This is a genomic window from Halorientalis brevis (genome assembly GCF_042678165.1).
Lineage (GTDB): Archaea > Halobacteriota > Halobacteria > Halobacteriales > Haloarculaceae > Halorientalis > Halorientalis brevis.
This window is the reverse complement of sequence record NZ_JBHUDJ010000003.1, coordinates 411876-434803: the sequence shown is the minus strand read 5'-3', so window position 1 is coordinate 434803 and position 22928 is coordinate 411876. Positions and strand designations below refer to the sequence as shown.

The following is a 22928-nucleotide window of genomic DNA, read 5'->3' as shown; positions in this document are numbered from 1 at the left end:
GCGACCGAAGGGAGCGCGGTTCACCGACGGCGAACGAAGTGAGCCGTCGGCCTTTTTCACCCATGTTTTTGCCGGGAGTGGTTCCCGCAGCGAACGAAGTGAGCGAGGAAACCCGACCGGCAAAAAGATGGGCTTGAAACCAAACGGGTTTTAATGGGGACTCTCATACGGGAACACAAGGTCGATATCTATGCAGATGCCACGCCGATTTAACACGTACTGTCCGCACTGCAACGAACACCAGGAACACGAGGTCGAGAAGGTCCGTTCCGGCCGTTCCTCGGGAATGAAGAAGGTCAACGACCGCCAGCGCAAGCGCCGCGGGAGCGGCATCGGGAACAAAGGTAAGTTCTCGAAGGTGCCCGGTGGGGACAAGCCCACGAAGAAGACCGATCTGAAGTACCGCTGCTCGGAGTGTGGCAAGGCTCACCTCCGCGAGGGATGGCGCGCAGGCCGACTCGAGTTCCAGGAGTAAACGATGGCAGGAAACTTCTCTACCGTCGAGTGTCCGGACTGTGAGAACGAACAGACTGTCTTCGAGAAAGCCGCCACGGAGGTCTCCTGTGCGGTGTGTGGTCACACGCTGGCCCGCCCGACCGGTGGCCTGGCGACTATCGAAGGCGAAATCGTTGAGACCGTCGAGGCACGATAAGCCCACATGAAGTACAGTGGCTGGCCAGAGCCCGGCGAGTTAGTCGTCGGACGCATCGACGAGATCGAAGACTTCGGTGTGTTCGTCGACTTGGACGAGTACGAAGACAAGCGTGGCCTCTGTCACATCAGCGAGGTCGCGTCCGGGTGGATCAAGAACGTCCGCGACCACGTCAGCGAGGGCCAGACGGTCGTCGCCAAAGTGCTCGAGGTCGACGAGGAGTCCCAACAGATCGACCTCTCGATCAAGGACGTCAACAACCACCAGCGCAAAGACAAGATCCAGGAGTGGAAAAACGAGCAGAAGGCCGACAACTGGATGGCCGTCGCCTTCGGCGAGGACATGGCCGACGAGAAGTACGCGGCCATCGCCAACGAGTTCCTCGCCGCGTTCGGCTCGATGTACGACGGGTTCGAGCAGGCCGCCATCCACGGCCAGGAAGCGCTCGACGACACCGACCTCTCCGAGGAAGAGATCGACGCCATCGTCGAGACCGCACGCGAGAACGTGTCGGTCCCGTACGTCAACGTCACCGGCTACGTTGACCTCCGCTGTCCGGATTCCGACGGCGTCGAGATCATCCGCGACGCCCTCAAAGCGGCCGAGGGCAACGGCGAGATCCCCGAGGAGGTCGACCTCGACGTCACGTACGTCGGCGCGCCCGAGTACCGCATCAAGGTGAAAGCGCCCGACTACAAGACCGCCGAGAGCCACCTCGAAGAGAGCGCCCAGCGCGCCAGCGAGGTCGTCGCCGAGCACGGCGGCACCGGCGAGTACCACCGCGAACGCAACACCGAGGAAGAGTAACGGCAGTTCGTCGGCCACGTTTTCACTGCCATGAAATCAGACATCCACGTCTGCGCTGCCTGGGAATCCGAGCACGACCGGCCGGTGTACACCCTCGGTGACGCCTGTCCGGAGTGTGGCGCTCCAGCAGTCAACAGTGCCCCGGCGCCGTTCAATCCCGAGGATCCGTACGGAAAATATCGACGCGCTATTAAACGCCGGAACCGCGACTAAGCCGTATGGACGAATTCGAGACTGAGGCGCTCGCGGACCCAGAGCTTTCTGACCCGGTGCTGGTCGAGGGGTTGCCCGGCGTCGGTCACGTGGGGAAACTCGCCGCCGAACATCTGCTCGAAGAACTCGACGGCGAGCCGGTGCGGAAGGTGTACTCGCAGCACTTTCCACCCCAGGTCAGTATCGACGAGGGTCGCTCTGAACTCGCCAACGCCGAGTTCCACGCCGTCCAAACCGACCAGGGCCAGGACCTGCTGGTGTTGACCGGCGACCACCAGGCCCAGGACAACCGGGGTCACTACCGGATGACCGACCAGTTCCTCGACGTCGCCGAGGAGTTCGGCGTCGAACGCGTGTTCGCGCTCGGCGGCGTGCCGACGGGCGAACTCATCGAAGAGTACGACGTCCTCGGCGCCGCGACGAGTACGGCGTTCGTCGACGAACTCGAAGACGTTGGCGTGGAGTTCCGCGAAGACGAACCCGCGGGCGGCATCGTCGGCGTCAGTGGCCTCCTCCTGGGTCTCGGCGAGCGCCGCGACCTGGACGCGGCGTGTCTGATGGGCGAAACGAGCGGCTACCTCGTCGACCCCAAGAGCGCCCAGGCGGTCCTGACGGTGCTGCAGGACCTCGTCGGATTCGACGTCGACTTCGGGTCCCTGGAAGAGCGGGCCGAGGAGATGGAAGAAGTCGTCAGGAAGATCCAGGAGATGGAACAGGGGACGCCGACGCCGACCGACGAAGACCTCAGGTACATCGGATAACACTCCGCCGCGGGAGAGTGTCGACTTCGAGACTTTCTTTATCGACGGCCGCGTAGCGCTCACCGTGCTTCCAGAGGCGCTGGACACGCTGCCGCAGTGGGTGGTCGACGGTGCGCTGCTCGGACTCGCACTCAGTTTGGCAGTCGCTGGGCTCTTCTACGTGCTAGTCCGCTTTTTTCCGAGCGAGACGCCGGAGTACCAGACAGAAGTCGACAGCGAGACCCGCCGTCGGGCGGAGATGCGCGACTACCTCGACGCCATCGGCGAGCAGTACGCCGAGGGTCACTTCGTCGAAGGCCAGCACGTCGCCTTCTACCTCCCCAAGCGCGACGTCGCCATCACTTTCGACGCGCGAGCGTACTACCGCATCGCTCGAACCGACACCGAACCAGTCCTGGTCGAACACGAACTCCCGGGCGTCGCCCTCGGCTATCGGCTCCCGTTCGAGACGCCAGACGTGGACTTCGGGGCTGACGAGAACGGACGACTCTCACCCCGCGAGGCCGCCCACGCCGCCCTCGGTCTCCCGGTCGGTGCCACGGTCGACGAGATCAAAGGCGCCTACCGCGAGAGAGTCAAGGAGGTCCACCCGGACCACGGCGGCGACGAGGACGAGTTCAAGCGCCTCCGCGAGGCCTACACGACGGCGAAGAAACACGCGGGCTAACCGTCGTCCCGCGGACGCCAACCATTTAGCTGCCCGACCCAGACCCACCGCCAATGGACTTACTCGTCCGCGACAGAGCGGTGGTGCTGGGCGACACCCTCGTCTGTGCGGACCTCCACGTCGGGAAGGGCCGGACCTCGAACGTCGAGATTCCCCTCGGCGAGCGCGACCACCTGGTCGACCGACTCACTGCGCTGGTCGATCGATACGAGCCCGAGGAAGTCGTCTTCGCCGGTGACCTGCTCCACTCGTTCGACCGCGTCCCCTCGCTCGCCGAAGACACGGTGACCGCACTGGAACGAATCTGTCGCGACGCTGGCGCCCGTCCGATCGTCACGCCCGGCAACCACGACACGATGCTCGACGTGGTCTGGGACGGCCCCACGGAGCACGAGTACGTCCTCGACGGCGTCGAGTGGTCACGTCGAGACGGTGCGGACGGCGAGACCGGCCCGGTCGTCGCCTGTCACGGCCACGTGGAACCGGACACGGCGGCGGCCCTGTACGTCGTCGGTCACGACCACCCGACGATCACCATCGAGGGCCAGAAGTGGCACTGCTATCTCTACGGCGAGGGCGTCTACGACGGCGCGGACGTGCTCATGCTCCCGGCGTTCACGAAGCTCGTCGCGGGCGTCTCGATCAACCGCCGGTTCGGCACGGCCGGGCTCAACTCGCCGCTCGTCTCGAACCTCGACCGGTTCCAGCCGATCGTCTGGGACGGGAACGCCGAGGAGACGCGTCGGTTCCCCCCGCTCGGCGAGTTCCGGAACTTACTCTAGTAGCGTCTCGGCGGCGACGCGACCGCTTTCGAGCGCACCCTGGATCGACGACCAGCGCGTGTAATCGCCGGCGAGGACGACCGGCCCGTCCGGCGCGTCCACGTCCGGAAGGCGCCGGCGGAAGCCCGGTGGCTGGTCGAACTGCGCGACCTCGACGCGCTCGGTGTGGAGCAGGTCCAGGTCGTCGAACCGCCGCTCGGGGTACCACTGTCCGAGCACCTCGCGGGCGCGGCCGAGGAGCGCGTCGTCGGAGTCATCGGGCGTCCCGAGCCACGTCGCTGACAGGAGCGTCCTGTCGTCCGGTGCGTACTCGGGCGCGACCGTCGAGAGCGGAACGACCTGATTCGGCTCGGCGTCCCGAGCGTTGAGGATGATCTTCTTCCCCGTGTCGAGTTCGACGTGCCCGGGCAGGTCGTAGTACTGGGTGACACACCCTTTCGTTCCAGTCGGAACCTCCGCGACGCCCGTCAACTCCGCCGCCGTCGGCGGATCGGTTGCCACGACCGCGCCGTCGGCCTGCAGCGTCTCCCCATCGGTTTCGATCGTGACGGTGCCGTCGCTGTGGGGTTCGAGCGCCTCGACAGCGGTTCCACACTGGACGGCAGCGCCAGCTGCTCGGGCCTTGTCGGCGAGTTGCTGGGTGATCGCGCCCATGCCGCGGGCCGGGATCGCCGTCCGTCCCGCTCGGAGCATTTTGAACGTGTAGCGGAAGACGCCAGCGTCGCCCGACAGCGACCGATCGAGCGTGATGCCGCCGTAGAACGGGGCAGCGAAGTTGTCGACGAACTTCCGGGAGAACCCCTGGTCTAGCAGGTACGCCTCGATGGACTGCTCCGATCCGTCGAAACAGTCTGCGGGGTCCCGTCCGGCGAGTTCGCGCCCGAGCGTGAGCAGCCGGAGCTTGTCCCCGAACGTCACGTCGGTGTTGAAGATCGTGTCGCTCAGGTCGCCCAGGCTTCGGGGTTCGGCAAGGACCGACCGGCGTCCGGGATGTGCGATCGTCGCACCGCCAGTGAAGTATCGGAGGTCGAGGTCCGCGTAGTCCAGTTCCCGCTGTGCGGCGGGGTACGCAGTGAAGAGGACCTGGAACCCGTGGTCGAAGACGTAGCCGCCCTCGCGGGTCGAGCGGACTCGACCACCGACCTCCTCGCGCCGTTCGAGCAGCGTCACGTCCACGCTGGCGTCGGCGAGGTGCCGAGCAGCAACCAGTCCAGCCAGTCCGCCGCCGACGACCACGACCCGTGTCATGCCAGCAGCTTCGGACTGCGACCACTAAACGACAGTGGGGTCAGCCCGCCGCGCGGCGAGTTGCCGGAGCGACGAATTCGCAAGCCGGACTTACTGCGAGTACGCCGAGCGTAGTGACGCGCACAGTGGAGTTGCCACTAAATAACTATCCGGCGACCGTCCCTGGGTCCCGCTATGGCGGTGTCATCGCTGGTCCTGGCAGCGGCAGTAATGGGGCTTCTCCTGCTCGTCATCGCGTTCTGGCTCGATTACCGTGTGGCGAACCGCTCGTACAGCGTCCTCGGTCTCGATCGACTCGGCTCACCGAGCACAGTGCTCGACGACGTCGGGATCTACGGGGGCGAAACCGAACACGAGGAAAAGCCCAGCGGCATCACGCGCTGGCTGACGACGGTCGACCACAAGGACATCGGCATCATGTACGGCGTGTACGCGGTCATCGCGTTCGCGTGGGGCGGCATCGCGATCACGTTGATGCGGACTGAGCTGATCACGCCGAACCTGGCACTCCTCGACGCCAACTTCTACAACGCATTGCTCACGAGTCACGGAATCACGATGCTGTTCCTGTTCGGGACGCCGATCATCGCGGCGTTCGCGAACTACTTCGTCCCGCTGTTGATCGGGGCCGACGACATGGCGTTTCCTCGTATCAACGCCATCGCCTTCTGGCTGCTCCCGCCCGGTGCCCTGCTCATCTGGGGCGGCTTCCTCATCCCGAGTATCGCGGCGTCACAGACGTCCTGGACGATGTACACACCGCTGTCGGTCGAACAGGTCGGCGCCGGTGCGGATCTGATGATGCTAGGGCTTCACCTCACCGGCGTCTCGGCGACGATGGGGGCGATCAACTTCATCGCGACGATCGTCAGCGAACGCGGGGATGACGTCAACTGGGCGAACCTCGACATCTTTTCGTGGACGATCCTGACCCAGTCGGGGATCATCCTGTTCGCGTTCCCGCTACTGGGCAGCGCGCTCATCATGCTGCTGCTGGACCGGAACGTCGGCACGACCTTCTTCACCGCCGATGGTGGCGGCGCGATCCTCTGGCAGCACCTGTTCTGGTTCTTCGGCCACCCCGAAGTGTACATCCTCGTGTTGCCGCCGATGGGCCTGGTCAGCTACATTCTCCCGCGGTTCTCCGGGCGGCGGCTGTTCGGGTTCAAGTTCGTCGTGTACTCGACGCTCGCGATCGGCGTCCTCTCCTTCGGGGTCTGGGCGCACCACATGTTCTCGACCGGGGTCGCACCACAGCTAAAAGTGAGCTTCATGGCAGTCTCGTTAGCGATCGCGATTCCGAGTGCGGTGAAGACGTTCAACTGGATCACGACCATGTGGAACGGGAAACTCCGTCTGACGACGCCGATGCTGTTCTGTATCGGCTTCGTCGCCAACTTCATCATCGGCGGGGTCACCGGCGTCTTCCTCGCGTCGATTCCCGTCAATCGCCTCGTTCACGACACGTACTACGTGGTCGGGCACTTCCACTACATCGTGATGGGAGTGATCGGATTCGGTGCGTTCGCCGCCATCTACTACTGGTTCCCCATCTTCTCCGGGCGGATGTATCAGCGCACGCTCGGAAAGTGGCACTTCTGGCTCTCGATGCTCGGGACGAACATCGCCTTCTTCGCCATGCTTCTGCTGGGCTACGCGGGCATGCCGCGCCGGTACGCCAGCTACGAAGTCACCGTCGCCCCACAGGAGTTACTGACGCTCCTCCATCAGGTCACGACGCTCGGCGCGTTCCTCCTGCTCGTCGGCCAGATCATCTTCGTCTGGAACGTCGTCCAGTCGTGGGCCGAAGGCCCCGTCGTCGGCGAGGACCCCTGGAACCTCCAGGAGGAGACGCCAGCGCTGTTCGGGCGCGAATACGCCTGGCACGAACGGCGGCTGGAAACCGCGATCGCCGACGGCGGCGAGGACTCGGACGCCACGGACGAAGACCCGAGCGCCGAAACCGGGTCGGAACCGGATTCCGACGACCGCTGACCGAGCGCGAACCCGCAGAGATTAGTCGGTCGCGGTCCGAGCGACGACCATGAACATCTCTTCAGCGGTCCACGAACTCGTCTGTACGGACTGTGCGGCCACGTTCGATCCGGCCGACCAGACGCACCGCTGTCCCGACTGCGACGGCTTTCTCACCGTCGACTACGATCTCGATGCGGTCGACGTCACGCCCGAGACACTGACAGCCCGTCGCTTCGACGGCGTCGAGCGGTACGCAGAACTCCTGCCCTTCGAACGGGAAGCGCTCGTCTCGACGGACGAAGGGACGACGCCGCTGGTCGAGTGCCCGACGCTGGCCGAAGAACTCGGCGTTGGCCGGGTGTTGGTCAAAGACGAGGGGCGAAACCCGACCGGGAGCGTCGCGGACCGCGGCCTCGCGCTCGCCGTAGCTGCGGCACGCGCTCACGACGCCAGCGACGTGGCACTCCCGACCACCGGGAACGCCGGACAGTCCGCGGCCGCCTACGCTGGCCGCGCGGGACTCGCCTCCCACTCGTTCGTCCCGTCGCGAGCGACGTTCGGGAACAAGGCGATGATCAACGTCCACGGCGGCGACATGTCCGTCGTCGGCGGCCGGTACGACGACGCCGCGGAGGCCTTCGCCGACGCGATCGCCGACGAGGACTGGTACTCCGTCGCCGCCTTCGAGACGCCCTACCGCGTCGAGGGCCAGAAGACGCTCGCCTACGAACTCGCCGAGCAACTGGACTGGGACGCCCCCGACGCGGTCGTGTATCCGACCGGCCAGGGCGTGGGTCTCGTCGGCCTCCAGCGAGGGGCGAAGGAACTGGCCGAACTGGGTCTGATCGACGACACGCCCGCACTGTACGCTGCCCAGGCGGAGGGCTGTGCGCCCATCGTCGAGGCCGTCGAGGAAGACCGCGACGAGCACGAGCCGACCGAGGTACCGGACACCATCTGCGGTGACATCGAAATCGCCGATCCCGCGGGCGGGTCGCTCGTCCTCGAGGCGATTCGCGAGAGCGACGGTGGCGCGGTCGCGGCCGACGACAAGGACGTCCTGGAGAGTGCGGTCACGGTCGCTCAGGACGAGGGCGTCGAGATGGGGGCGAGCAGCGGGGCAGCAGCCAGCGGTGCCGCAGCGCTCGCCGACGCCGGCGAATTCGACGCCGACGACACCGTCGTGCTCGTCAACACCGCTGCGGCCGACAAGGAAGCCGACGTGCTCCGCAGTCACCTGATGAGCAAAGGGATCTAACGCATGGCTGCTGGTGGTCTCGTCTCGACGCTGTTCGCGGGCGTGGTCTTCGGCGTCGCGCTCGCCGCACCGCCGGGGCCGATGAACGCCATCATCGCCGAGGAGAGCGTCGTCCGCGGCTGGGTCGCCGGCTTCACCGCCGGCCTCGGTGCGATGACCGCCGACGCCTGTTTCTTCCTGCTCGCGCTGGTGGGCATCGTCACGGTCGTCCAGGAACAGCCGACGCTCCGAGGCCTGATGATCCTCGCTGGCGGCGGTCTCATGCTGTACTTCGCCTACGGCGCCGTGGGCGACGCCCGGGAACAGTTCAGTTCGGAGTCGACCCAGCTGGCCGAAGACGACGCGGCGACCGGCCGCGGCTTCCAGAAGGCGTTCGTGCTCGCGCTGACGAACCCGTATCAGATCGCGTTCTGGTTGACCGTCGGCGTCGGCCTGCTCGAACCAGGCACCGTCGACATCCTGTCGAAAACGCCGTACGTCGGGTCGTCACTCACGGGCGTGCTCGTCGTAACCACCGGAAGCCCGGCACTGATCGCGGGACTGTTCGGCGGGATCGTCCTGTGGATCGTCGGCTTCCCGGCGACGCTCGTTGCGGCGGGCCGACGCGTCGACCGCCTCGCACCGCTCGTCGCGGCGGGGAGCGCCGTCGTCCTCGGCGGCTTCGGCGTCTACTTCCTCGTCGACGGCGTGACGACGCTGAGCTAGTCGTCCTCGGCGGCTTCGGCGTCGAGTTTCGTGGCCATCTCGGGACTCAGCTCGGCGTCCGACCCGCCCATCATCGCGACCTCGTCTTCGAGCCACTCCTGGAACCACTTGACGCGTTTGAGCCGGCGATGGACCAAGCTCTCGGCGGCGTCGCTCTCGACGCGTTCGGCCGCGTCCCGACCGCGTTCGAGGACGCGGCCGACCATCTCCGACGAGTCCATGTGCGTCCGGGACTCGTAGCCCATCCGCAACAACATTAGTGCCGTGCCGTTCGCACCGATCTTGTCCAGCAGGTCCGCTTCGATGAGACACTGCGTCTCGAGTGGCAGATCGGTCAAATCCCCCTGATAGGAGTGGTCGCGGACCGCCGCACACACTTCGTCGATGAACGACTGCGGGTAGTCTGCGTGCGTATTGAGGTACTCGCGTGCAATGCGGGCACCCTCCTCGGCGTGGACGTCCTGGTCGGCTTCCAGTTTGGCGATGTCGTGAAAGAGCGCTGCGACCCTGGTGACGTCGACGTTCGCTCCCTCTTTCTTGGCGATGCCGGTGGACAACTCGACGACGTTCATGATGTGATTGAACCGGTAGGCCGCAGAGTGCCAGGGATACCATCGCATCCGACCGCCCTCGTCCTCGTTCTCGACGCTCGCCTCCAGATAGTCGTGGACGAAGGCTTTCATCTCCTCGAATTCCGCGTCCGAGACGGGTGATTCCCGTATCTCAACACCCACGGAACCACCTCCAAATATAACGTTCGTTGTTCATCTTACGGATATAAAGGCGTCTGCGGGTCTTTAGCGTTACGACACCCCACAAACCGGCTCTGGACCCACAGCAAACGACCAGCGGTTGCCCATTCGGCGGCCGGCTAACTGAGTCTTAGGTGGGCAACAGCGTCGAAACGACCGATTACTGATCTGCAGATACGACATTCGTATCAGCCAACCACTAAGGGGCTACCCGTATCGACCAGAACAGAGACCGCAGCCGAACGACGGAAGGTGACGCGGAATCCGGCATACGTGTACAAAACCTGACGACGAGACGTAGATTTATGATAGCGACACACATACGTGGCTGTATGAAGGTGAGAGAGGTAACTGCCGACGACCAGGCGGCGATTCGGGAGATCGCCAAACGGTCGCTTCAGGCATCGTACTCGTTGAGTCCGCAGACGATAGAGAGCGCCGTCAGACAGTGGTACGACCCCGACGAGTTCGAAGCGAAGGTGACCGGTGACGAGGTGCTGATCTTCGTCGCCGAGGAAGGGGACGAACCCGTCGCCTTCACCGAGAACGCGCTGCTCGAAGAGGGCGAGGCAGACGTGCTCTGGTTGCACGTCCACCCCGACTACCGCGGCCAGGGGATCGGGTCGGAGTTGTTCGAGACGACCCGGAGTCGCCTCGAAGACTACGGCGTGACGCGCCTGCACGGTCGCGTGCTCGCGATGAACGAAGCCGGGAACACGTTCTACAGGAATCAGGGCTTCGAGAAGGTGAGCGAGGGCGAGGTTCGGATCGACGACAGCCCGTACACGGAAGCGATCTACGTCGAAGCCGAACCCACGGGCCTGCAGCCGCTCACCGACGACGGGAAGACGGTGTACGTCGACCACGACGACATCGAGCGCGGCTCGCTGGCCAGTTTCCACGTCGTCTACACCGACCAGGACCGGCAGGAGCGGTACGGCTACCACTGTGCGAAGTGTGACACGCTCGCGAACGCGATGGACTCCATGGGGCGCATCGAGTGTGGCACCTGCGGCAACAGCCGCAAGCCGACCCGCTGGGACGCCTCGTACCTGTAACTCTCCCTTAGGGAGACGTGTTCTGCATCTCGGCCTCGTTTTGCAGTTCGGCGAGTTCCTCCTGCCGCTCGGCGATCCCGGTCGTCACCAGCAAACGAATCCCCCGGCGAACGCTCATGTCCAGGTGCTGCACTTGCTCCGCGGGCGCCATCACCAGATTCCCACCGGTCGGGTTCGGGCTTTTCGGGACGAAGACGTTGTACACGTCGCCCCCGGCGATCGATTCGACCTGCGCCGGACTGTCACCGGTGACGAAGCCCAGCGCGTAGATCCCCTCGCGGGGATACTCGATGAGCACGACGCTCTCGTAGCGGTTCGATCGCTCAACGAGCGCGTTCGATACCTGGCGGACGCTCGAATAGATCGTCCGGACCAGCGGGACCAGTCCGATCCCGCGGTCGATCCAGCCGAACACTCGCTGGCCGAAACTCCGCTGCGCGAGATACCCCAGTGCGACGACCGTCGAGACGATGATAACGAGCGCGAGACCCTGTGCGACGACGTGAATGTTCGCAGTGTACGTGGCGAGTTGCGTCCCCTGGACCACCGGGTCGATGAACGTCGTGAGCCAGTTGACGAGAACTCGGAGGACGAAGATCGTCACCACGAGCGGCGCGATCAGCGCGATACCGGCGATGAAACTATCCCGCAGTACCTTCCCGAGACCCATGTGATGTCCTGTCCTGGCGGCGACAAAAGGATGTGGTTCGGGGCCGGGACAACGCTTTCCCACTCTGTCCCGTATCGACGACAGTGACCAACACGGACGACGCGCCGACCGCAGACGGGCCATCGGACGAGCCGTTTCCGCTCAGCGGCCCCTGGACCCACTCGGACCTCTCGGCGTTCCTCGACGAGGCCACCGTTCCGATCCGCGTGAGCTGTCACACGCCCTCGGGCGGCCTCTGGATGCTCTCGCTGTGGTATCGCTACGAGGACGAGCAACTGTGGTGTGCAACCGGTGCCGACGCCGACATCGTTCGGTTCCTGCGCGCGGACCCCCACGTCGCCTTCGAGATCTCCGTCAACGAACCGCCCTACAGAGGCGCCCGCGGCCAGGGAACGGTCACGGTCGATGCCGACCCCGAGAAGACGGTGCTCCGCGAGCTCCTGGATCGCTACCTCGGTGGAACGGACTCGACGCTCGCCCAGAAACTCCTCTCGGCGGACCGAGAGGAGGTGTCACTCCGGATCGATCCGACGACTGTCGCCACATGGGACTACAGCGACCGGATGAAAGACGCAGTCGAGTGACCGGAACTCACCTGCTACTCTGCCCCCGGCCGTCCGGAGAGACGTAGAACCGCAGGAACAGATAGTACAGGACCACGACCGTGAGGCCCAGGGCGACGCCCAGAACCGAATCGAGGAACAGGTGAAGCTGCGTCGGCTGCCCCGCATGCAAGATGAACGGCGAAATCATACTCAACGTCGGTTTCAGTAACAACTACAACGTCGTGTACTTGAAAGCTACTGATTCACTTCAGGTTAGTGTCGGGTTTTTGTCATAGTCCCGAGCGGATTCGAACCGCGAAGACTCGAATCCTCTCGTCTTCTGGGCTCGGATCCACAGGACGATTCACTCCTCACATTCGTTCGTCGCAGAATAGTCCCGAGCGGATTCGAACCGCTGTCAGAGGCTATCCTCAGAACACACTCCGAATGTATGATTCGGATTGGAGTATGCTCTTCCAAAGGCCTCTATGATTGGCCACTACACCACGGGACTTCGATTGGTGATGTGGCGTACAGCCGTAAGAAGATTACCTTTCCGGAGAGGGTGACGGAGCGCTGATGTTTCGTTCTTCAACGTGGCGGTGGCAGCTCCGGCACAGCGTGATCACGTTGTCGAGCGTATGCGCTCGTTGGGGGTCCTCAAACTCACGAACGGGCGTGAGATGATGGACATCGGGCCGCTTGCCGAGCTCCTGGGCTGTTTTTCCACATTGCTGACAACGATTGTCGTCCCTGGCGAGCGCCGCTCGTCTCACCGTCCACCACCGGCCCCCATACTTCGCCTTACCGCCCTCCCACTGATGGTGGTCCTCGCCAGTGACGTTCTCGGACAGCCATTCACCGTAACAATCAAAGTCACAGAAAACACCGCGTTCGTTCCGTTCAACTCGAGTGGGGCGAACCCTTAGTTCGCACCCACAGCCCCCACATTCGACCGTCACCCTTTCGAGCGGTTCGCTGGGATTCTCGGGGAGAAGCCCGTTGGCGCCCGCAACGCACTCCTGACAGTACACGCCGTCTTTGTCCGATGGATAATACTCGAACTCGTCGCCGCACACCGCGCAGGTCGCCGTCTCCGTGGCGTCTTTCCAGTTGCCGTTGTTCACGCCGTCCTCCGAGTAACAGTCGTCGCAGTACGTACGCTGAGCCTTCGGGTCGTAGAACTCGCAGCCACAGTCAACACATTCCCTGTTTGGAAGCGGTTCGTCGTGAACTTTCGTGTGGTGTTGTCGCATCCCCCGTTCCGTGTTGAGCATCTTCCCACAGGTCGGACACTCCATACTCGCATTGCGGTTAGATGTTTGAAAAGTACACCCCAGCCACAGTGAAAGTGAAACTAAACGTGCAAACTCAGCTAGGAACCAAATCGATCGGGAATTCGTCGCGGCGACAACAATCAGTCCGCCGCGTCGACTTCGAGTTCGAGGAGCGCACAGACGTCCTCGTCGGGCGCGAAGCAGTCCGGACACTGCGGCTCCCGGTCGATGATGGTGTCGAGGCGGTCGGCGACCGTCTCGTCGATGACCGGTTCGAGTTGCTTTGCCTCGTGGCGGAACTCCTCGACGTCGAGCACTTCGTAGAGGAAGCGTTCGATGATGCAGTACGTCTGGAGCGCCTCGCTGGCCTGGACGATCCCCTCGTCGGTCAGCGTGACGCCCTTGTACTTCTCGTGGTCGAGCAGGCCGCGGTCTTCGAGTTTGCCGATCATTTCGTTGGCGCTCGCCGGACTGACGTCGAGCATCTCCGCGACGCGCCCGGTCGAGGCCGGCCCGTCCGCTTCCTCCTGGACGAGATAGATTGCCTTCAGATATTGGTCTGCTGTGTTCATCGAATCCACCCCTGAATGCTCATTCGCGTGCCTCCATGAGATCCGTCACGTCCTCGACGCCGTCGGCTTCGTCGTCGCGAATCGCCGACAGCGTCCCGAGGAGACGGTCCCGGTCGATACTGAACTCCGCGTCGGACTCCTCGATCGCATCGATGAGGTCGTCGTAGAACTTGTACGCGGTTTCCTCGTTGCACAGTTGGTCGTAGAGGATGCCGTCGAAGTCCGCTTCCGCTTCGTACTGAGCGGCGACGAGTCCTTTGATCTCCTCGAAGGGGATCGTGTCGGCATCGAGTTCGTCGATCAGATCCTCGAGTTCGTCGCGATGGGCCGCCGATTCCGCGGCGGCCTCGTCGAGTAGCGCTTCGAGTTCCGGATCGTCCACGTCGAGGCTCTTCTCGTGTTCGCCCGCCCGCGCCTCGACGACCTCCTCCAGGACGACCCCGATCTGGAGCAGTCGCGCAAGCTGGTGGTCCGAGGAGACGGGCTGCTCGACGCTCATGGCGACCACCCCGCGTCCTCGACGACCTGTACCGCGAGCATGTCCACTACTCCGAGCGGGCCCAACTTAAGTCCGCTGTCACGCACTGCCGGGTCACGGTCGTGCGAAAAACGAAGTGGATTCGGTGGTTATTCTCGCAGCCGCTGTGCGATCAGTTCTTCTAAGTCGTCGCGGAGCTCGTCGACTTCGACCTCGTCGAGGACGGGGACGAAGAACCCTTCCACGAGCATGTTCTTGGCGACCTGCTCCGGGATGGACCGAGAGGTCATGTAGAACATGTCCTGTTCGTCCACCTGGCCGACCGTCGCGGAGTGGCTGGCCTCGGTGTCGTGGTTGTTGATGATCAGCTTCGGGGACGCGTCGGCCTCGCTCTCGTCGGAGAGCATCAGCGTGTTCTCGCGCTGGTAGGAGTTAGTGTCCCAGGCCTGGCGACCGACGTCCTGGACGCCCTCGTACACCGAGCGGGCGTGGTCGTCGAGGACGCCGCGGGTGATCAGGTCCGCCGTCGTGTGTTCGGCCTCGTGCCAGACGCGGGAGCCGAGATCGAAGTGCTGGTCCTCGTGGCCGAAAAAGGCGCCGACGATCTTCGACTCCGAGGAGTCGCCCAGGAGGCGTGTCTCGACGCTCGTCTTCGTCAGGCGCGAACCGATGTTGCCTTCGATCCAGTTGACCTGGCCGTAGGTGTCGGCGTGGCCGCGCTTGACCGAGAAGTTGTACGTCTCCTCGTCGAGCTGCTGGAGCGCCCCGTACTGGACGTGGGCGTTCTCGCCGGCGACGGCCTCGACGATCCCGCTGTAATAGCGGGCACCGTCGCGATCCTCGCCGGTCTCTTGCTTTTCGAGGATCGTGACCGAGGAAGACTCCTCGGCGACGACGAGCGTGTAGTTGAACAGCGACTGGCTGTTCATCGTCGTCCGGATCTTCACGTCCTCGGCGTCGACGCCCTCGGGGACGTAGACGAGCGTGCCGGCCGAGAACAGCGCCGTCGACAGCGCGGTCAGATAGTTGCGCTGCGGATCGACGACGCTACCGAAGTGTTCCTCGACGACGTCTTCGTGCTGGTCGAGCGCCTCGTCCCAGGAGAGGACGTCGACGCCCTCGGCCTCGACGCGGTCTTTCTCCTGTGCCCGGTCCAGCGGGTCGACGAAGCTCTCGTAATCGAGCGCGTCGAGGTTCGTCCAGTCGCGACCCGGCGTCCGGATGACGTCCGGCATGTCGAGGTCGGCAAGCGCCTCGAGCGCCTCCAGTCGCGTCTCGAGGAGCCACTCGGGCTCGTCGAGGTCCTCGCTGATTGTCGTTACCTGCTCCTCCGTGAGGTTGGCGTGTACCTGCGTGCTCATGTGTTGTCCCGGGTATTACCCGAGGCTACCCTCCATTTCGAGTTCGATGAGGCGGTTGAGTTCGACCGCGTACTCGATGGGCAGTTCCTCCGTGATGGGCTCGATGAACCCGGCGACGATCATCTGCTTTGCGTCGTCGTCGTCCAGCCCGCGCGTCTCCAGGTAGAACACGTCCTCGTCGCCGATCTTCCCGACGGTCGCTTCGTGCGCGACGTCGACTTTGTTCTCCTGGATCTCCATGTACGGCATCGTGTCCGAGGTGGACTCGTTGTCGAACATCAGCGCGTCACACTCGACCGAGGTCGAGGAGTGTTCCGCACCGTTCGACATGTGGACGAGGCCGCGGTAGTTCGTGCGGCCGCCGTCCTTCGAGATGGACTTGGACTCGATGGTCGACTTCGTGTTGGGCGCGTTGTGGTAGACCTTCGCGCCGGTGTCGATGTTCTGGCCCTCGCCAGCGAACGCGATGGTGATGTGGTTGTCCGTCGCCCCGGGACCCTTCAGGATGGTCGCCGGGTACAGCATCGTGGCTTTCGAGCCCATGCTACCGGACACCCACTCCATCGTCCCGTCCTGCTCGACGATGGCGCGCTTGGTGTTGAGGTTGTAGGTGTTCTTCGACCAGTTCTGCACCGTCGAATACTGGACGTGGGCGTTCTCGCCGACGAAGACCTCGACACACCCGCTGTGGAGGTTGAACGCCGAGTACTTCGGGGCGGAACAGCCCTCGATGTAGTGCACTTCGGAGTTGTCCTCGGCGACGATGAGGGTGTGCTCGAACTGGCCCATCCCCTCCGAGTTCATGCGGAAGTACGCCTGGACGGGCATTTCGACCGTCGTGTCCTCGGGGACGTAGACGAACGAGCCACCGGACCAGACGGCGCCGTGCAGCGCGGCGAACTTGTTGTCGCTCGGCGGCACGCACTTCGTCATGAAGTACTCTTTGACGAGGTCGGGGTGCTCCTGGACGGCCTTGTCCATGTCCATGAAGATGACACCCTTCTCCTCCCACTGTTCCTGCATATTCTGGTAAACGATCTCGGACTCGTACTGGGCGCCGACCCCGGAAAGCGCGTTCTTCTCGGCTTCCGGGATGCCCAGTTTGTCGAACGTGTCCTGGATCTCCTCGGGGAGGTCCTCCCAGCTGTCCGCGCCGCCGCGCGTCTCGATGTCGGGGCGGATGTACGGGACGATTTCGTCGATGTCGACCTCGGACAGGTCGGGCTGGCCCGGCCAGTCCGTGGGCATCGGCATTTCCTGGTACTGCTGGAGCGCGCGCAGACGACGCTCGAGCATCCACTCGGGCTCGTCTTTGTCCTCGCTGATCAGCCGGATCGTCTCCTCGGTGAGGCCTTTGTCGGTTTTGAACGCCGACTTCTCCTCTTTCTTGAACGAGAACCGCTCTTCAGTGTCGGTCTCTTCGAGATGGTCTTGTTCCGAACTCATTGTTGTTGATGTTAGTTTATCTCTCTAGCCTTATGAGGCTGTGCTAGCGACCACTGGTTACGCAGCCTCGTAAACTTCCTCGCGGACCCAGTCGTAGCCCTTGTCTTCGAGCTTCTCGGCCAGCGATGCGTCATCGGACTTGACGACCTGTCCGTCCAGCATGATGTGGACGTGGTCGGGCTCGACGTAGTCGAGGATGCGCTGGTAGTGGGTGATCTGGAGGATGCCAGTGCCCTGCTCTTCGCGCAGCGCGTTGATCCCCTGCGAGACGTCCTGAAGCCGGTCGATGTCCAGCCCGGAGTCGATCTCGTCGAGCACCGCGATCGAGGGTTCGAGAATGGCCGCCTGCAGCACCTCGTTTTGCTTTTTCTCCCCGCCAGAGAATCCGGCGTTGAGGTAGCGCTGAGCGAAGCTCTCGTCCATGTCCAGCTGCTCCATCTTCTCCTGGAGGATCTGCTGGAACTCGGCGACACCGATCTCGCCCTCGTCAGCAGGGCCTTCCATCGGCGAGGTCTCGTAGCCGGCTTCCTCTTCCTCGTCTTCGTCGCCCTCGTCTTCCTCGAAGAGCTCTTCCCGCTCTTCAAGTTTGGCGTTCAGGGCCGTGCGCAGGAAGTTGACCATCGTGACGCCTTCGATCTCGGCGGGGTACTGGAAGCCCAGGAAGATACCGAGCGCCGCGCGCTCGTTAGGCTCCAGGTCGAGCAGCTCCCAGGTCTGCAGATCTTCTGGGATCTCCTCGCCGAACTCCTCGTCCTCGAGGTGGAGCGTGACCTCACCGTCAGTCACTTCGTACGCGGGATGGCCAGCGATGACCTTCGCCAGCGTCGACTTCCCACTGCCGTTGGGACCCATCAGCGCGTGGATCTCGCCGGAGTTGACCGTCAGGTCTACCCCGCGCAGGATCGTCTCACCGCCCTCCTCGGCAACTTCAGCGTGTAGGTTGGAAATTTCAAGGGTTGCCATAGTTTAGGGACACCTAAGTCGTGCTAACATCGGAACGAGTCGTTCATAATGCTTTCGCATTCGCCCGTATAGGTTTTTGGCATTGGAAAATTGATTTTCGTTAGCGGAAACCTCGCTCTGAGCGCGGCCGCTGGAAACAACGCGGACGAGGTGGATTCGACTAGAAGTTTATGTACTTCTATTGTAAACTTCTACTGAACGAATGGCGTGGCAGCAAACACCATATACGCTCCCTCTTCTCGTGGCAGCAATGGTCTCGGGGGGATTGCTCGTCTTCACCGCCAGGAGTCGGACCAATCGGGGAGCGGTGCCGCTACTCGGCGTCCTCGTCGCTGCTACCACGTGGTCAGTCGCTGACGCGGTTCGGTTGTCCAGTACGGACGTCACTGTCAAAGTGGTGATGAACGACATCCGTTTCATCGGGCCAGTGCTCGTCACTGTGTCGATATTCCTGTTCGCAGCGGAGTACACGAACCGCGAGGAGTGGCTCGCTCCCAGGCGCGTGCTCGCACTGTTTTTCGTTCACGCTGTGACGCTCGTCTTCGTCGTCACGAACCCGTGGCACCATTTGGTCCGACAGCACATCGAGGTCGACCAGAGTGTCAGCTACGTCCTGATGGACATCACCTGGGGACCGTGGTATTACATCCACGCGTCCTACTCGTATCTCCTCCTCGTCGCAGCGGCCATCATGCTCGTGATGAAACTGAGCCAGTCGACGGGCGTGCAGACGTACCGGGGACAGGCTCTGGCGATCCTGATCGCGACGCTCGTCCCCTGGGGAATGAACGCAGCGTTCATCGCCGGCCTCACGGAGGTGGATCTCACCTCCATCGGGTTCACCGTCACCGGGTCGATGTTCGTGGTCGCCGTCTTTCGCTATCAGATTCTTGATATTCTCCCGATCGCCCGGAGCACGGTCGTCGACAACATAGAAGAGGGTTACATCGTTCTGGACTCCAACGATAACGTCGTCGACGTCAACGAGAAAGCAGCGGAGATCCTCGGCACCGAGAGGGACCGTCTCATCGGCAGACCGATCAGGGCACTCGACGACGAGTACCAGGAGACCCTGGATCGGTTCAGTCACGAGCGGGAGACGCGCGATCAGGTCCGCATCGAACTCGACGGAGAGACGCGACACTACGACATCGACATCTCACCGGTGTACGACCAGCGCGACCGGGTCACCGGTCGCGTCGTCCTCATCAGGGACATCACCGAACAGGAGCGCCGACAGCGCCAACTCGAGCACCAGAAGGCACAGCTCGAACGCCAGACGGACCAGCTCGAACGACAGAACGAACGACTGGAGGACTTCGCCAGCATCGTCTCCCACGATCTCAGGAACCCAATCAACGTCGTCAGCGGCCGCCTCGAACTCGCTCGGCAGTCGCCCGACGAAGAGCACTTCGACGAGATGGAAGCCGGACTGAAGCGGATGGAGTCAATCATCGACGACATGCTGATGATGGCGCGCCAGGGCCAGGCCGTCAGCAAGACGGAACTGGTGTCGGTCCCGGCGATCGCAGAAGACGCCTGGAGCAACGTCGACACGAAGGCCGCGACGCTCGACGTCGAGACCACCCGCGAAGTGCAGGCCGATCGGGGCCGTCTGCTCCAGATCTTCGAGAACCTCTTTCGAAACGCGATCGATCACGGACGCGAGGACGTCTCGATTCGCGTCGGCGACGTCGAGGACGGCTTTTTCGTCGCGGACGACGGCCCGGGCATCCCGGAAGCCGAGCGCGACAGCGTCCTCGACAAAGGGTACACCACCGCAGATGACGGCACGGGATTCGGGCTCTCGATCGTCCAGACGGCAGTCCAGTCCCACGGCTGGGACGTCGAGATCACTGACAGTGAAAGCGGTGGGGCTCGCTTCGAGATCAGCGGCGTCGGGGGCGCCGTCATCACGAACAGCGATCCGATCAGTCAGGACTGACCAGTATTCGACCGCTCGCGCTACATGAAGCTGCCGAGCCCGGTCTGTTCCTGCCCGCTCTTGACTTCGTCCCAGGAGACGTCGAGCGCTTCCAGAATCCGTTCGATGGGGCCTTTCAGCGTCTTTTCGAGCATCTTGTCCCAGTCGACCTCGAACTCCTCGGGGACCTGGTCGGCGTACTCGAAGCAGATAACGTCCTGTTCCCGTTTGAACTCACCGTACAGCGGATCTTCCGAGGGGTCCAGATCCAGTTCGTCCTCGACGCGCTGGAAGAAGTCGTCGTGAACCCGCTTCAGGTACAGACGCTTGGGTTTCGACCCCCGCGCGAAGTTCGTTCCGAGGAGGAGGTTCGCGTACTTCGCGCCGCGCACCTGCGCCGTGTCGGTGTCGTAGTTGTCCAGTTTCTTCCCGATACCGCCGGGGATGCCGACGTCCTCGGGGTCGACGTTGCCGTCCTGGAAGTCCGCGATGACGTCGTGAACGTACGATTTGACGTTCTCGGTGTCCTCGCCTTTCACGATGCGGTCGATGACCTCCTTCTGGACGCGCTTGGTGATCGGGGCGATGTCCGAGCGCTGGTACTCGAACCCCGTGATGTCGATGTCGTCGACGTCTTTCCCTTCCTTCCAGACGATGTGGCCCGCGTAGCGTTTCTTCTTGCCGGCCTGGAAGAAGCGCCGGTAGAGCTTCTCGAACTCGATCTGGAAGCGATGCTCGTCGGCGTTCAACTCCTCGGCCGCGAACTCGTCGTACGCGGCGTTGATCGACTCTTCGAGTTCGAACGACTGCTCGATCGCCTCGTCTTTGGAGACGTCGCCGCCGAGTTCGATCATCACGCTGTCTGTGTCGCCGTAGACGACCGATTTGTCCAAGCGGTCGGTGACCGCTTCCGTAAACGAGATTACCTCGCGACCGGTCGCAGTGACGGCAGCTCCCATCTCCTTGTCGTAGAGACGGAAGCGATCCCATCCAAGAACTCCGTACAACGAATTCATAATCACCTTGACAGCTGCCTGTTGGCGGTCGAACCGCTCGTAGTCCGGACTGTCGGGGTCGAACTCGTTGCGCTGGGATTTCTTCTCTTCGCGTTCTGTCAGGAGTTCGTCGACCATCTCTCGGATGACGCCGTCCGGTTCCTTCCGGAAGTGCTGGCCGTTCGGTGCCTTGAACGTCTCCCCGTCGAAGGCGTCGGGATCGACCTTCGTCTCTGGGCTCGCGTTGACGGTCACCATACACATCGGATACAGCGACTTCAGGTCCAGCACGGTGACGTTCTCGCGCACGCCCGTGATCGGGTCGAAGACGGCGCCGCCCTCGTAGTCCTCGGCGTCGTGTTGGCCCTTCGAGGGGAGCGCGAAGTTGCCGTGGAGTTTGTGCAGGACGTACATGTCGACGGCGTCGCCGGGCGTCGTCGCGTCTTCGAGCTTGCAGCCGACGAAGGAGGCGACTTCCTGCCAGAACGGGATGATGTTCTGTTGCTCGTTGAGTTCGACGCACAGCTCGACGTCCCGGAGGTTGTACTCCAGCAGGCGTTCGGGGTCGTCCTCCCAGAGGTCGCCGATGTCGCCGGGGTACCGTTCTTTCCCGACGCCGAGTTCCTGTTCGCCCACCGCGTCGAGGCGGTAGGAGTCGAGTTCGGTGAACTTCGTGCGCTGGTAGGCATAGAGGAGGTCGAAGACGACCCGACCCTTGATGTTCGGGCCTTGCCAGTTGTTGCGCCAGACCTCGTCGACGCGGGAGAGGCGCTCGATCGAAAGGTCGTACTCGTGGTGTGGCCCCTGACACTCTTCGAGGCGGTCGAGGAAGTACGGCGCGTCGAAGTCGTCGAAGTTCCAGCCCGTCAGAATGTCGGGGTCGGTCTCCTCGAGATAGGTGAGGAAGGCGTCGAGCATCCGCTCTTCTTCCTCGAAGACGCGCACGTCGGCGTCGAAGTCGCCCTCGATCGGGTCGTAGTTTCCGAGCGTGTCCGGCGGCGTGGCTCCCATGTCGGCGTCGTACAGCCAGACGACGTACTCGTCGTCGTAGGAGTCGTGGGAGGTGAGACAGACGATGGGTTCCTCGCCCTCTTCGGGGAAGCCGTGGCGGTCGTCGACCTCGATGTCGAAGGTGTTGACGCGGGGAGCGGCGTTCGCGTCGACCGCTTCGACTTCCTCGTGGGGCACGCGAATCGGCCCGTCGTCACCGTCACGGCGCTCGGGAACGCGGATGCCGCTGGTGACGTCCTTGTCGATGAGGAGACGATTGGGAAAGAGAATGTCCGCTTCGTAGTGATCGAACTCGTCGCGCATCTGGCCGACGTCGCGGGGCGTCTGGCCGAAGATTTTGGTCAGGCGCTCGCCCCGAATGGACTCGTAGGGCTCGCCGTTCTCGTCGGTCTCTTCGTAGCCCGTGATGCGGTCGCGGTTCAGGTCGCGGTCGGTCAGCGAGTCTGTCGGGGCGTAGAAGTACGGCTTGAACTCGTAGACTTCGACGTGGACGGGCTCGTTGTCCTCGGGCGTCCGTCCGAACACGTGGATGACGGGGAACTCGTCGTCGCCGTGGCCTTCGATCGTGTAGTCGACCTGGGTCACGGCGAGCGTGACCTGGGTGTCCGCGTCGGGGTAGCGCACGTCGTCCAGGTCGACGATGTCGAACGAGCCGCCGCCGTTCCCGGCGACGGCCGCGGCTTCGGCCTGGACGTCTCGTTCGGTGTCCCCGCCATCACCGAAGTCCCCGAATTCCGTTTGCTCCATTGCTGTGGCTCCGTTGGAGACCCCCACCTAAAATCCCGACGGTCCCCTCTCCGTGTTGA

At 63.3% G+C, this 22928-nt stretch carries 24 protein-coding genes and 1 tRNA gene; 13 read left to right on the top strand and 12 right to left on the bottom strand.

What is annotated here, in order from left to right; all coding sequences use genetic code 11:
* Positions 1 to 190 precede the first annotated feature (190 nt).
* The 7 genes from ACFR9U_RS09325 (at position 191) to ACFR9U_RS09295 (ending at position 3882) form a co-directional block, all read left to right on the top strand.
* Positions 191 to 475, top strand: coding sequence for a 50S ribosomal protein L44e (locus tag ACFR9U_RS09325; protein WP_247374580.1), 285 nt, complete (start codon positions 191 to 193; stop codon positions 473 to 475).
* 3 nt (positions 476 to 478) lie between these two features.
* Entirely contained in the window at positions 479 to 652 is a 174-nt protein-coding gene (locus ACFR9U_RS09320; RefSeq protein ID WP_247374584.1) for a 30S ribosomal protein S27e, read from the top strand.
* 6 nt (positions 653 to 658) lie between these two features.
* Positions 659 to 1459 (top strand): translation initiation factor IF-2 subunit alpha, encoded by an 801-nt coding sequence (locus ACFR9U_RS09315; protein WP_247374587.1) that lies wholly within the window; start codon positions 659 to 661, stop codon positions 1457 to 1459.
* 30 nt (positions 1460 to 1489) lie between these two features.
* The gene (locus tag ACFR9U_RS09310; protein ID WP_247374605.1) at positions 1490 to 1672 is read left to right on the top strand and encodes an RNA-protein complex protein Nop10; all 183 of its coding nucleotides are present in this window, start codon (positions 1490 to 1492) and stop codon (positions 1670 to 1672) included.
* 5 nt (positions 1673 to 1677) lie between these two features.
* Complete coding sequence (locus ACFR9U_RS09305; protein WP_247374609.1) at positions 1678 to 2433, top strand: proteasome assembly chaperone family protein; 756 nt, start codon at positions 1678 to 1680, stop codon at positions 2431 to 2433.
* Between the two features lie 64 nt (positions 2434 to 2497).
* Positions 2498 to 3100 carry a J domain-containing protein gene (locus ACFR9U_RS09300; RefSeq protein ID WP_247374612.1) on the top strand — a complete coding sequence of 201 codons (603 nt, stop codon included), beginning with the start codon at positions 2498 to 2500 and terminating at the stop codon, positions 3098 to 3100.
* Between the two features lie 53 nt (positions 3101 to 3153).
* On the top strand, positions 3154 to 3882 hold the full coding sequence (locus tag ACFR9U_RS09295) for a metallophosphoesterase (RefSeq protein ID WP_247374630.1): 729 nt from the start codon (positions 3154 to 3156) through the stop codon (positions 3880 to 3882).
* On the opposite strand, the gene ACFR9U_RS09290 is transcribed toward ACFR9U_RS09295, so the two are convergent.
* Positions 3874 to 5130: an NAD(P)/FAD-dependent oxidoreductase gene (locus ACFR9U_RS09290; protein WP_247374651.1), complete on the bottom strand. Its 1257-nt coding sequence runs from the start codon at positions 5128 to 5130 to the stop codon at positions 3874 to 3876. The genes ACFR9U_RS09295 and ACFR9U_RS09290 overlap by 9 nt on opposite strands.
* Positions 5131 to 5304: 174 nt before the next feature.
* Here ACFR9U_RS09290 and ACFR9U_RS09285 point away from each other — a divergent pair, with 174 nt between their 5' ends.
* From ACFR9U_RS09285 to ACFR9U_RS09275, 3 genes are read left to right on the top strand one after another with little or no spacing between them, the layout of a single operon-like run.
* Positions 5305 to 7125 (top strand): cytochrome c oxidase subunit I, encoded by a 1821-nt coding sequence (locus ACFR9U_RS09285; protein ID WP_345893346.1) that lies wholly within the window; start codon positions 5305 to 5307, stop codon positions 7123 to 7125.
* A gap of 49 nt (positions 7126 to 7174) precedes the next feature.
* Entirely contained in the window at positions 7175 to 8365 is a 1191-nt protein-coding gene (locus tag ACFR9U_RS09280) for a threonine synthase (RefSeq protein ID WP_247374654.1), read from the top strand.
* A gap of 3 nt (positions 8366 to 8368) precedes the next feature.
* Positions 8369 to 9070, top strand: coding sequence for a LysE family translocator (locus tag ACFR9U_RS09275; RefSeq protein WP_247374657.1), 702 nt, complete (start codon positions 8369 to 8371; stop codon positions 9068 to 9070).
* On the opposite strand, the gene ACFR9U_RS09270 is transcribed toward ACFR9U_RS09275, so the two are convergent.
* Entirely contained in the window at positions 9067 to 9804 is a 738-nt protein-coding gene (locus tag ACFR9U_RS09270) for an HD domain-containing protein (protein ID WP_247374661.1), read from the bottom strand. The two genes, ACFR9U_RS09275 and ACFR9U_RS09270, sit on opposite strands and share 4 nt — an antisense overlap.
* Before the next feature lie 350 nt (positions 9805 to 10154).
* Between ACFR9U_RS09270 and ACFR9U_RS09265 the strand changes: the two genes are divergently transcribed.
* Positions 10155 to 10880 (top strand): GNAT family N-acetyltransferase, encoded by a 726-nt coding sequence (locus ACFR9U_RS09265; protein WP_247374699.1) that lies wholly within the window; start codon positions 10155 to 10157, stop codon positions 10878 to 10880.
* A 7-nt stretch (positions 10881 to 10887) separates the two neighbouring features.
* Here the strand turns inward: ACFR9U_RS09265 and ACFR9U_RS09260 are convergent, their stop codons facing one another.
* Positions 10888 to 11550, bottom strand: a complete 663-nt coding sequence (locus ACFR9U_RS09260; RefSeq protein WP_247374717.1) for a DUF502 domain-containing protein — start codon at positions 11548 to 11550, stop codon at positions 10888 to 10890.
* An 83-nt stretch (positions 11551 to 11633) separates the two neighbouring features.
* On the opposite strand from ACFR9U_RS09260, the gene ACFR9U_RS09255 reads away from it, so the two are divergent.
* Positions 11634 to 12134, top strand: a complete 501-nt coding sequence (locus ACFR9U_RS09255; protein ID WP_247374730.1) for a pyridoxamine 5'-phosphate oxidase family protein — start codon at positions 11634 to 11636, stop codon at positions 12132 to 12134.
* A gap of 7 nt (positions 12135 to 12141) precedes the next feature.
* Here ACFR9U_RS09255 and ACFR9U_RS09250 read toward each other — a convergent pair whose 3' ends face one another.
* The 8 genes from ACFR9U_RS09250 to ACFR9U_RS09215 form a co-directional block, all read right to left on the bottom strand.
* Positions 12142 to 12303 (bottom strand): hypothetical protein, encoded by a 162-nt coding sequence (locus ACFR9U_RS09250; protein WP_247374732.1) that lies wholly within the window; start codon positions 12301 to 12303, stop codon positions 12142 to 12144.
* Positions 12304 to 12487: 184 nt separating this feature from the next.
* Positions 12488 to 12609, bottom strand: a tRNA-Gln gene (locus tag ACFR9U_RS09245).
* 34 nt (positions 12610 to 12643) lie between these two features.
* Positions 12644 to 13396, bottom strand: a complete 753-nt coding sequence (locus ACFR9U_RS09240; protein WP_247374753.1) for an HNH endonuclease — start codon at positions 13394 to 13396, stop codon at positions 12644 to 12646.
* Between the two features lie 116 nt (positions 13397 to 13512).
* On the bottom strand, positions 13513 to 13944 hold the full coding sequence (locus tag ACFR9U_RS09235) for a metal-dependent transcriptional regulator (RefSeq protein ID WP_247374756.1): 432 nt from the start codon (positions 13942 to 13944) through the stop codon (positions 13513 to 13515).
* A gap of 19 nt (positions 13945 to 13963) precedes the next feature.
* Positions 13964 to 14443, bottom strand: coding sequence for a ferritin-like domain-containing protein (locus tag ACFR9U_RS09230; protein WP_247374758.1), 480 nt, complete (start codon positions 14441 to 14443; stop codon positions 13964 to 13966).
* A gap of 128 nt (positions 14444 to 14571) precedes the next feature.
* A complete protein-coding gene (sufD, locus tag ACFR9U_RS09225; RefSeq protein ID WP_247374775.1) occupies positions 14572 to 15783 on the bottom strand; it encodes a Fe-S cluster assembly protein SufD in 1212 nt (403 codons plus the stop codon).
* 15 nt (positions 15784 to 15798) lie between these two features.
* Entirely contained in the window at positions 15799 to 17229 is a 1431-nt protein-coding gene (sufB, locus tag ACFR9U_RS09220; protein WP_247374778.1) for a Fe-S cluster assembly protein SufB, read from the bottom strand.
* Positions 17230 to 17286: 57 nt separating this feature from the next.
* Entirely contained in the window at positions 17287 to 18192 is a 906-nt protein-coding gene (locus tag ACFR9U_RS09215) for an ABC transporter ATP-binding protein (RefSeq protein ID WP_247374780.1), read from the bottom strand.
* Between the two features lie 202 nt (positions 18193 to 18394).
* Here ACFR9U_RS09215 and ACFR9U_RS09210 point away from each other — a divergent pair, with 202 nt between their 5' ends.
* On the top strand, positions 18395 to 20137 hold the full coding sequence (locus ACFR9U_RS09210) for a histidine kinase N-terminal 7TM domain-containing protein (RefSeq protein WP_282594026.1): 1743 nt from the start codon (positions 18395 to 18397) through the stop codon (positions 20135 to 20137).
* A gap of 20 nt (positions 20138 to 20157) precedes the next feature.
* Here ACFR9U_RS09210 and ACFR9U_RS09205 read toward each other — a convergent pair whose 3' ends face one another.
* On the bottom strand, positions 20158 to 22869 hold the full coding sequence (locus ACFR9U_RS09205; RefSeq protein WP_247374795.1) for a DNA-directed DNA polymerase: 2712 nt from the start codon (positions 22867 to 22869) through the stop codon (positions 20158 to 20160).
* Between the last annotated feature and the right edge of the window lie 59 nt (positions 22870 to 22928).

Bases quoted from the DNA above. Each gene is read 5' to 3' on its own strand.
- ACFR9U_RS09305 (WP_247374609.1), top strand. From the start codon at position 1,678: ATGGACGAATTCGAGACTGAGGCGCTCGCGGACCCAGAGCTTTCTGAC.
- ACFR9U_RS09315 (WP_247374587.1), top strand. From the start codon at position 659: ATGAAGTACAGTGGCTGGCCAGAGCCCGGCGAGTTAGTCGTCGGACGC.
- ACFR9U_RS09285 (WP_345893346.1), top strand. From the start codon at position 5,305: ATGGCGGTGTCATCGCTGGTCCTGGCAGCGGCAGTAATGGGGCTTCTC.
- ACFR9U_RS09320 (WP_247374584.1), top strand. From the start codon at position 479: ATGGCAGGAAACTTCTCTACCGTCGAGTGTCCGGACTGTGAGAACGAA.
- ACFR9U_RS09240 (WP_247374753.1), bottom strand. From the start codon at position 13,396: ATGGAGTGTCCGACCTGTGGGAAGATGCTCAACACGGAACGGGGGATG.
- ACFR9U_RS09210 (WP_282594026.1), top strand. From the start codon at position 18,395: ATGGCGTGGCAGCAAACACCATATACGCTCCCTCTTCTCGTGGCAGCA.
- sufD (WP_247374775.1), bottom strand. From the start codon at position 15,783: ATGAGCACGCAGGTACACGCCAACCTCACGGAGGAGCAGGTAACGACA.
- ACFR9U_RS09250 (WP_247374732.1), bottom strand. From the start codon at position 12,303: ATGATTTCGCCGTTCATCTTGCATGCGGGGCAGCCGACGCAGCTTCAC.
- ACFR9U_RS09275 (WP_247374657.1), top strand. From the start codon at position 8,369: ATGGCTGCTGGTGGTCTCGTCTCGACGCTGTTCGCGGGCGTGGTCTTC.
- ACFR9U_RS09205 (WP_247374795.1), bottom strand. From the start codon at position 22,869: ATGGAGCAAACGGAATTCGGGGACTTCGGTGATGGCGGGGACACCGAA.
- ACFR9U_RS09215 (WP_247374780.1), bottom strand. From the start codon at position 18,192: ATGGCAACCCTTGAAATTTCCAACCTACACGCTGAAGTTGCCGAGGAG.
- ACFR9U_RS09325 (WP_247374580.1), top strand. From the start codon at position 191: ATGCAGATGCCACGCCGATTTAACACGTACTGTCCGCACTGCAACGAA.
- ACFR9U_RS09265 (WP_247374699.1), top strand. From the start codon at position 10,155: ATGAAGGTGAGAGAGGTAACTGCCGACGACCAGGCGGCGATTCGGGAG.
- ACFR9U_RS09260 (WP_247374717.1), bottom strand. From the start codon at position 11,550: ATGGGTCTCGGGAAGGTACTGCGGGATAGTTTCATCGCCGGTATCGCG.
- sufB (WP_247374778.1), bottom strand. From the start codon at position 17,229: ATGAGTTCGGAACAAGACCATCTCGAAGAGACCGACACTGAAGAGCGG.
- ACFR9U_RS09290 (WP_247374651.1), bottom strand. From the start codon at position 5,130: ATGACACGGGTCGTGGTCGTCGGCGGCGGACTGGCTGGACTGGTTGCT.
- ACFR9U_RS09310 (WP_247374605.1), top strand. From the start codon at position 1,490: ATGAAATCAGACATCCACGTCTGCGCTGCCTGGGAATCCGAGCACGAC.
- ACFR9U_RS09295 (WP_247374630.1), top strand. From the start codon at position 3,154: ATGGACTTACTCGTCCGCGACAGAGCGGTGGTGCTGGGCGACACCCTC.
- ACFR9U_RS09230 (WP_247374758.1), bottom strand. From the start codon at position 14,443: ATGAGCGTCGAGCAGCCCGTCTCCTCGGACCACCAGCTTGCGCGACTG.
- ACFR9U_RS09280 (WP_247374654.1), top strand. From the start codon at position 7,175: ATGAACATCTCTTCAGCGGTCCACGAACTCGTCTGTACGGACTGTGCG.
- ACFR9U_RS09235 (WP_247374756.1), bottom strand. From the start codon at position 13,944: ATGAACACAGCAGACCAATATCTGAAGGCAATCTATCTCGTCCAGGAG.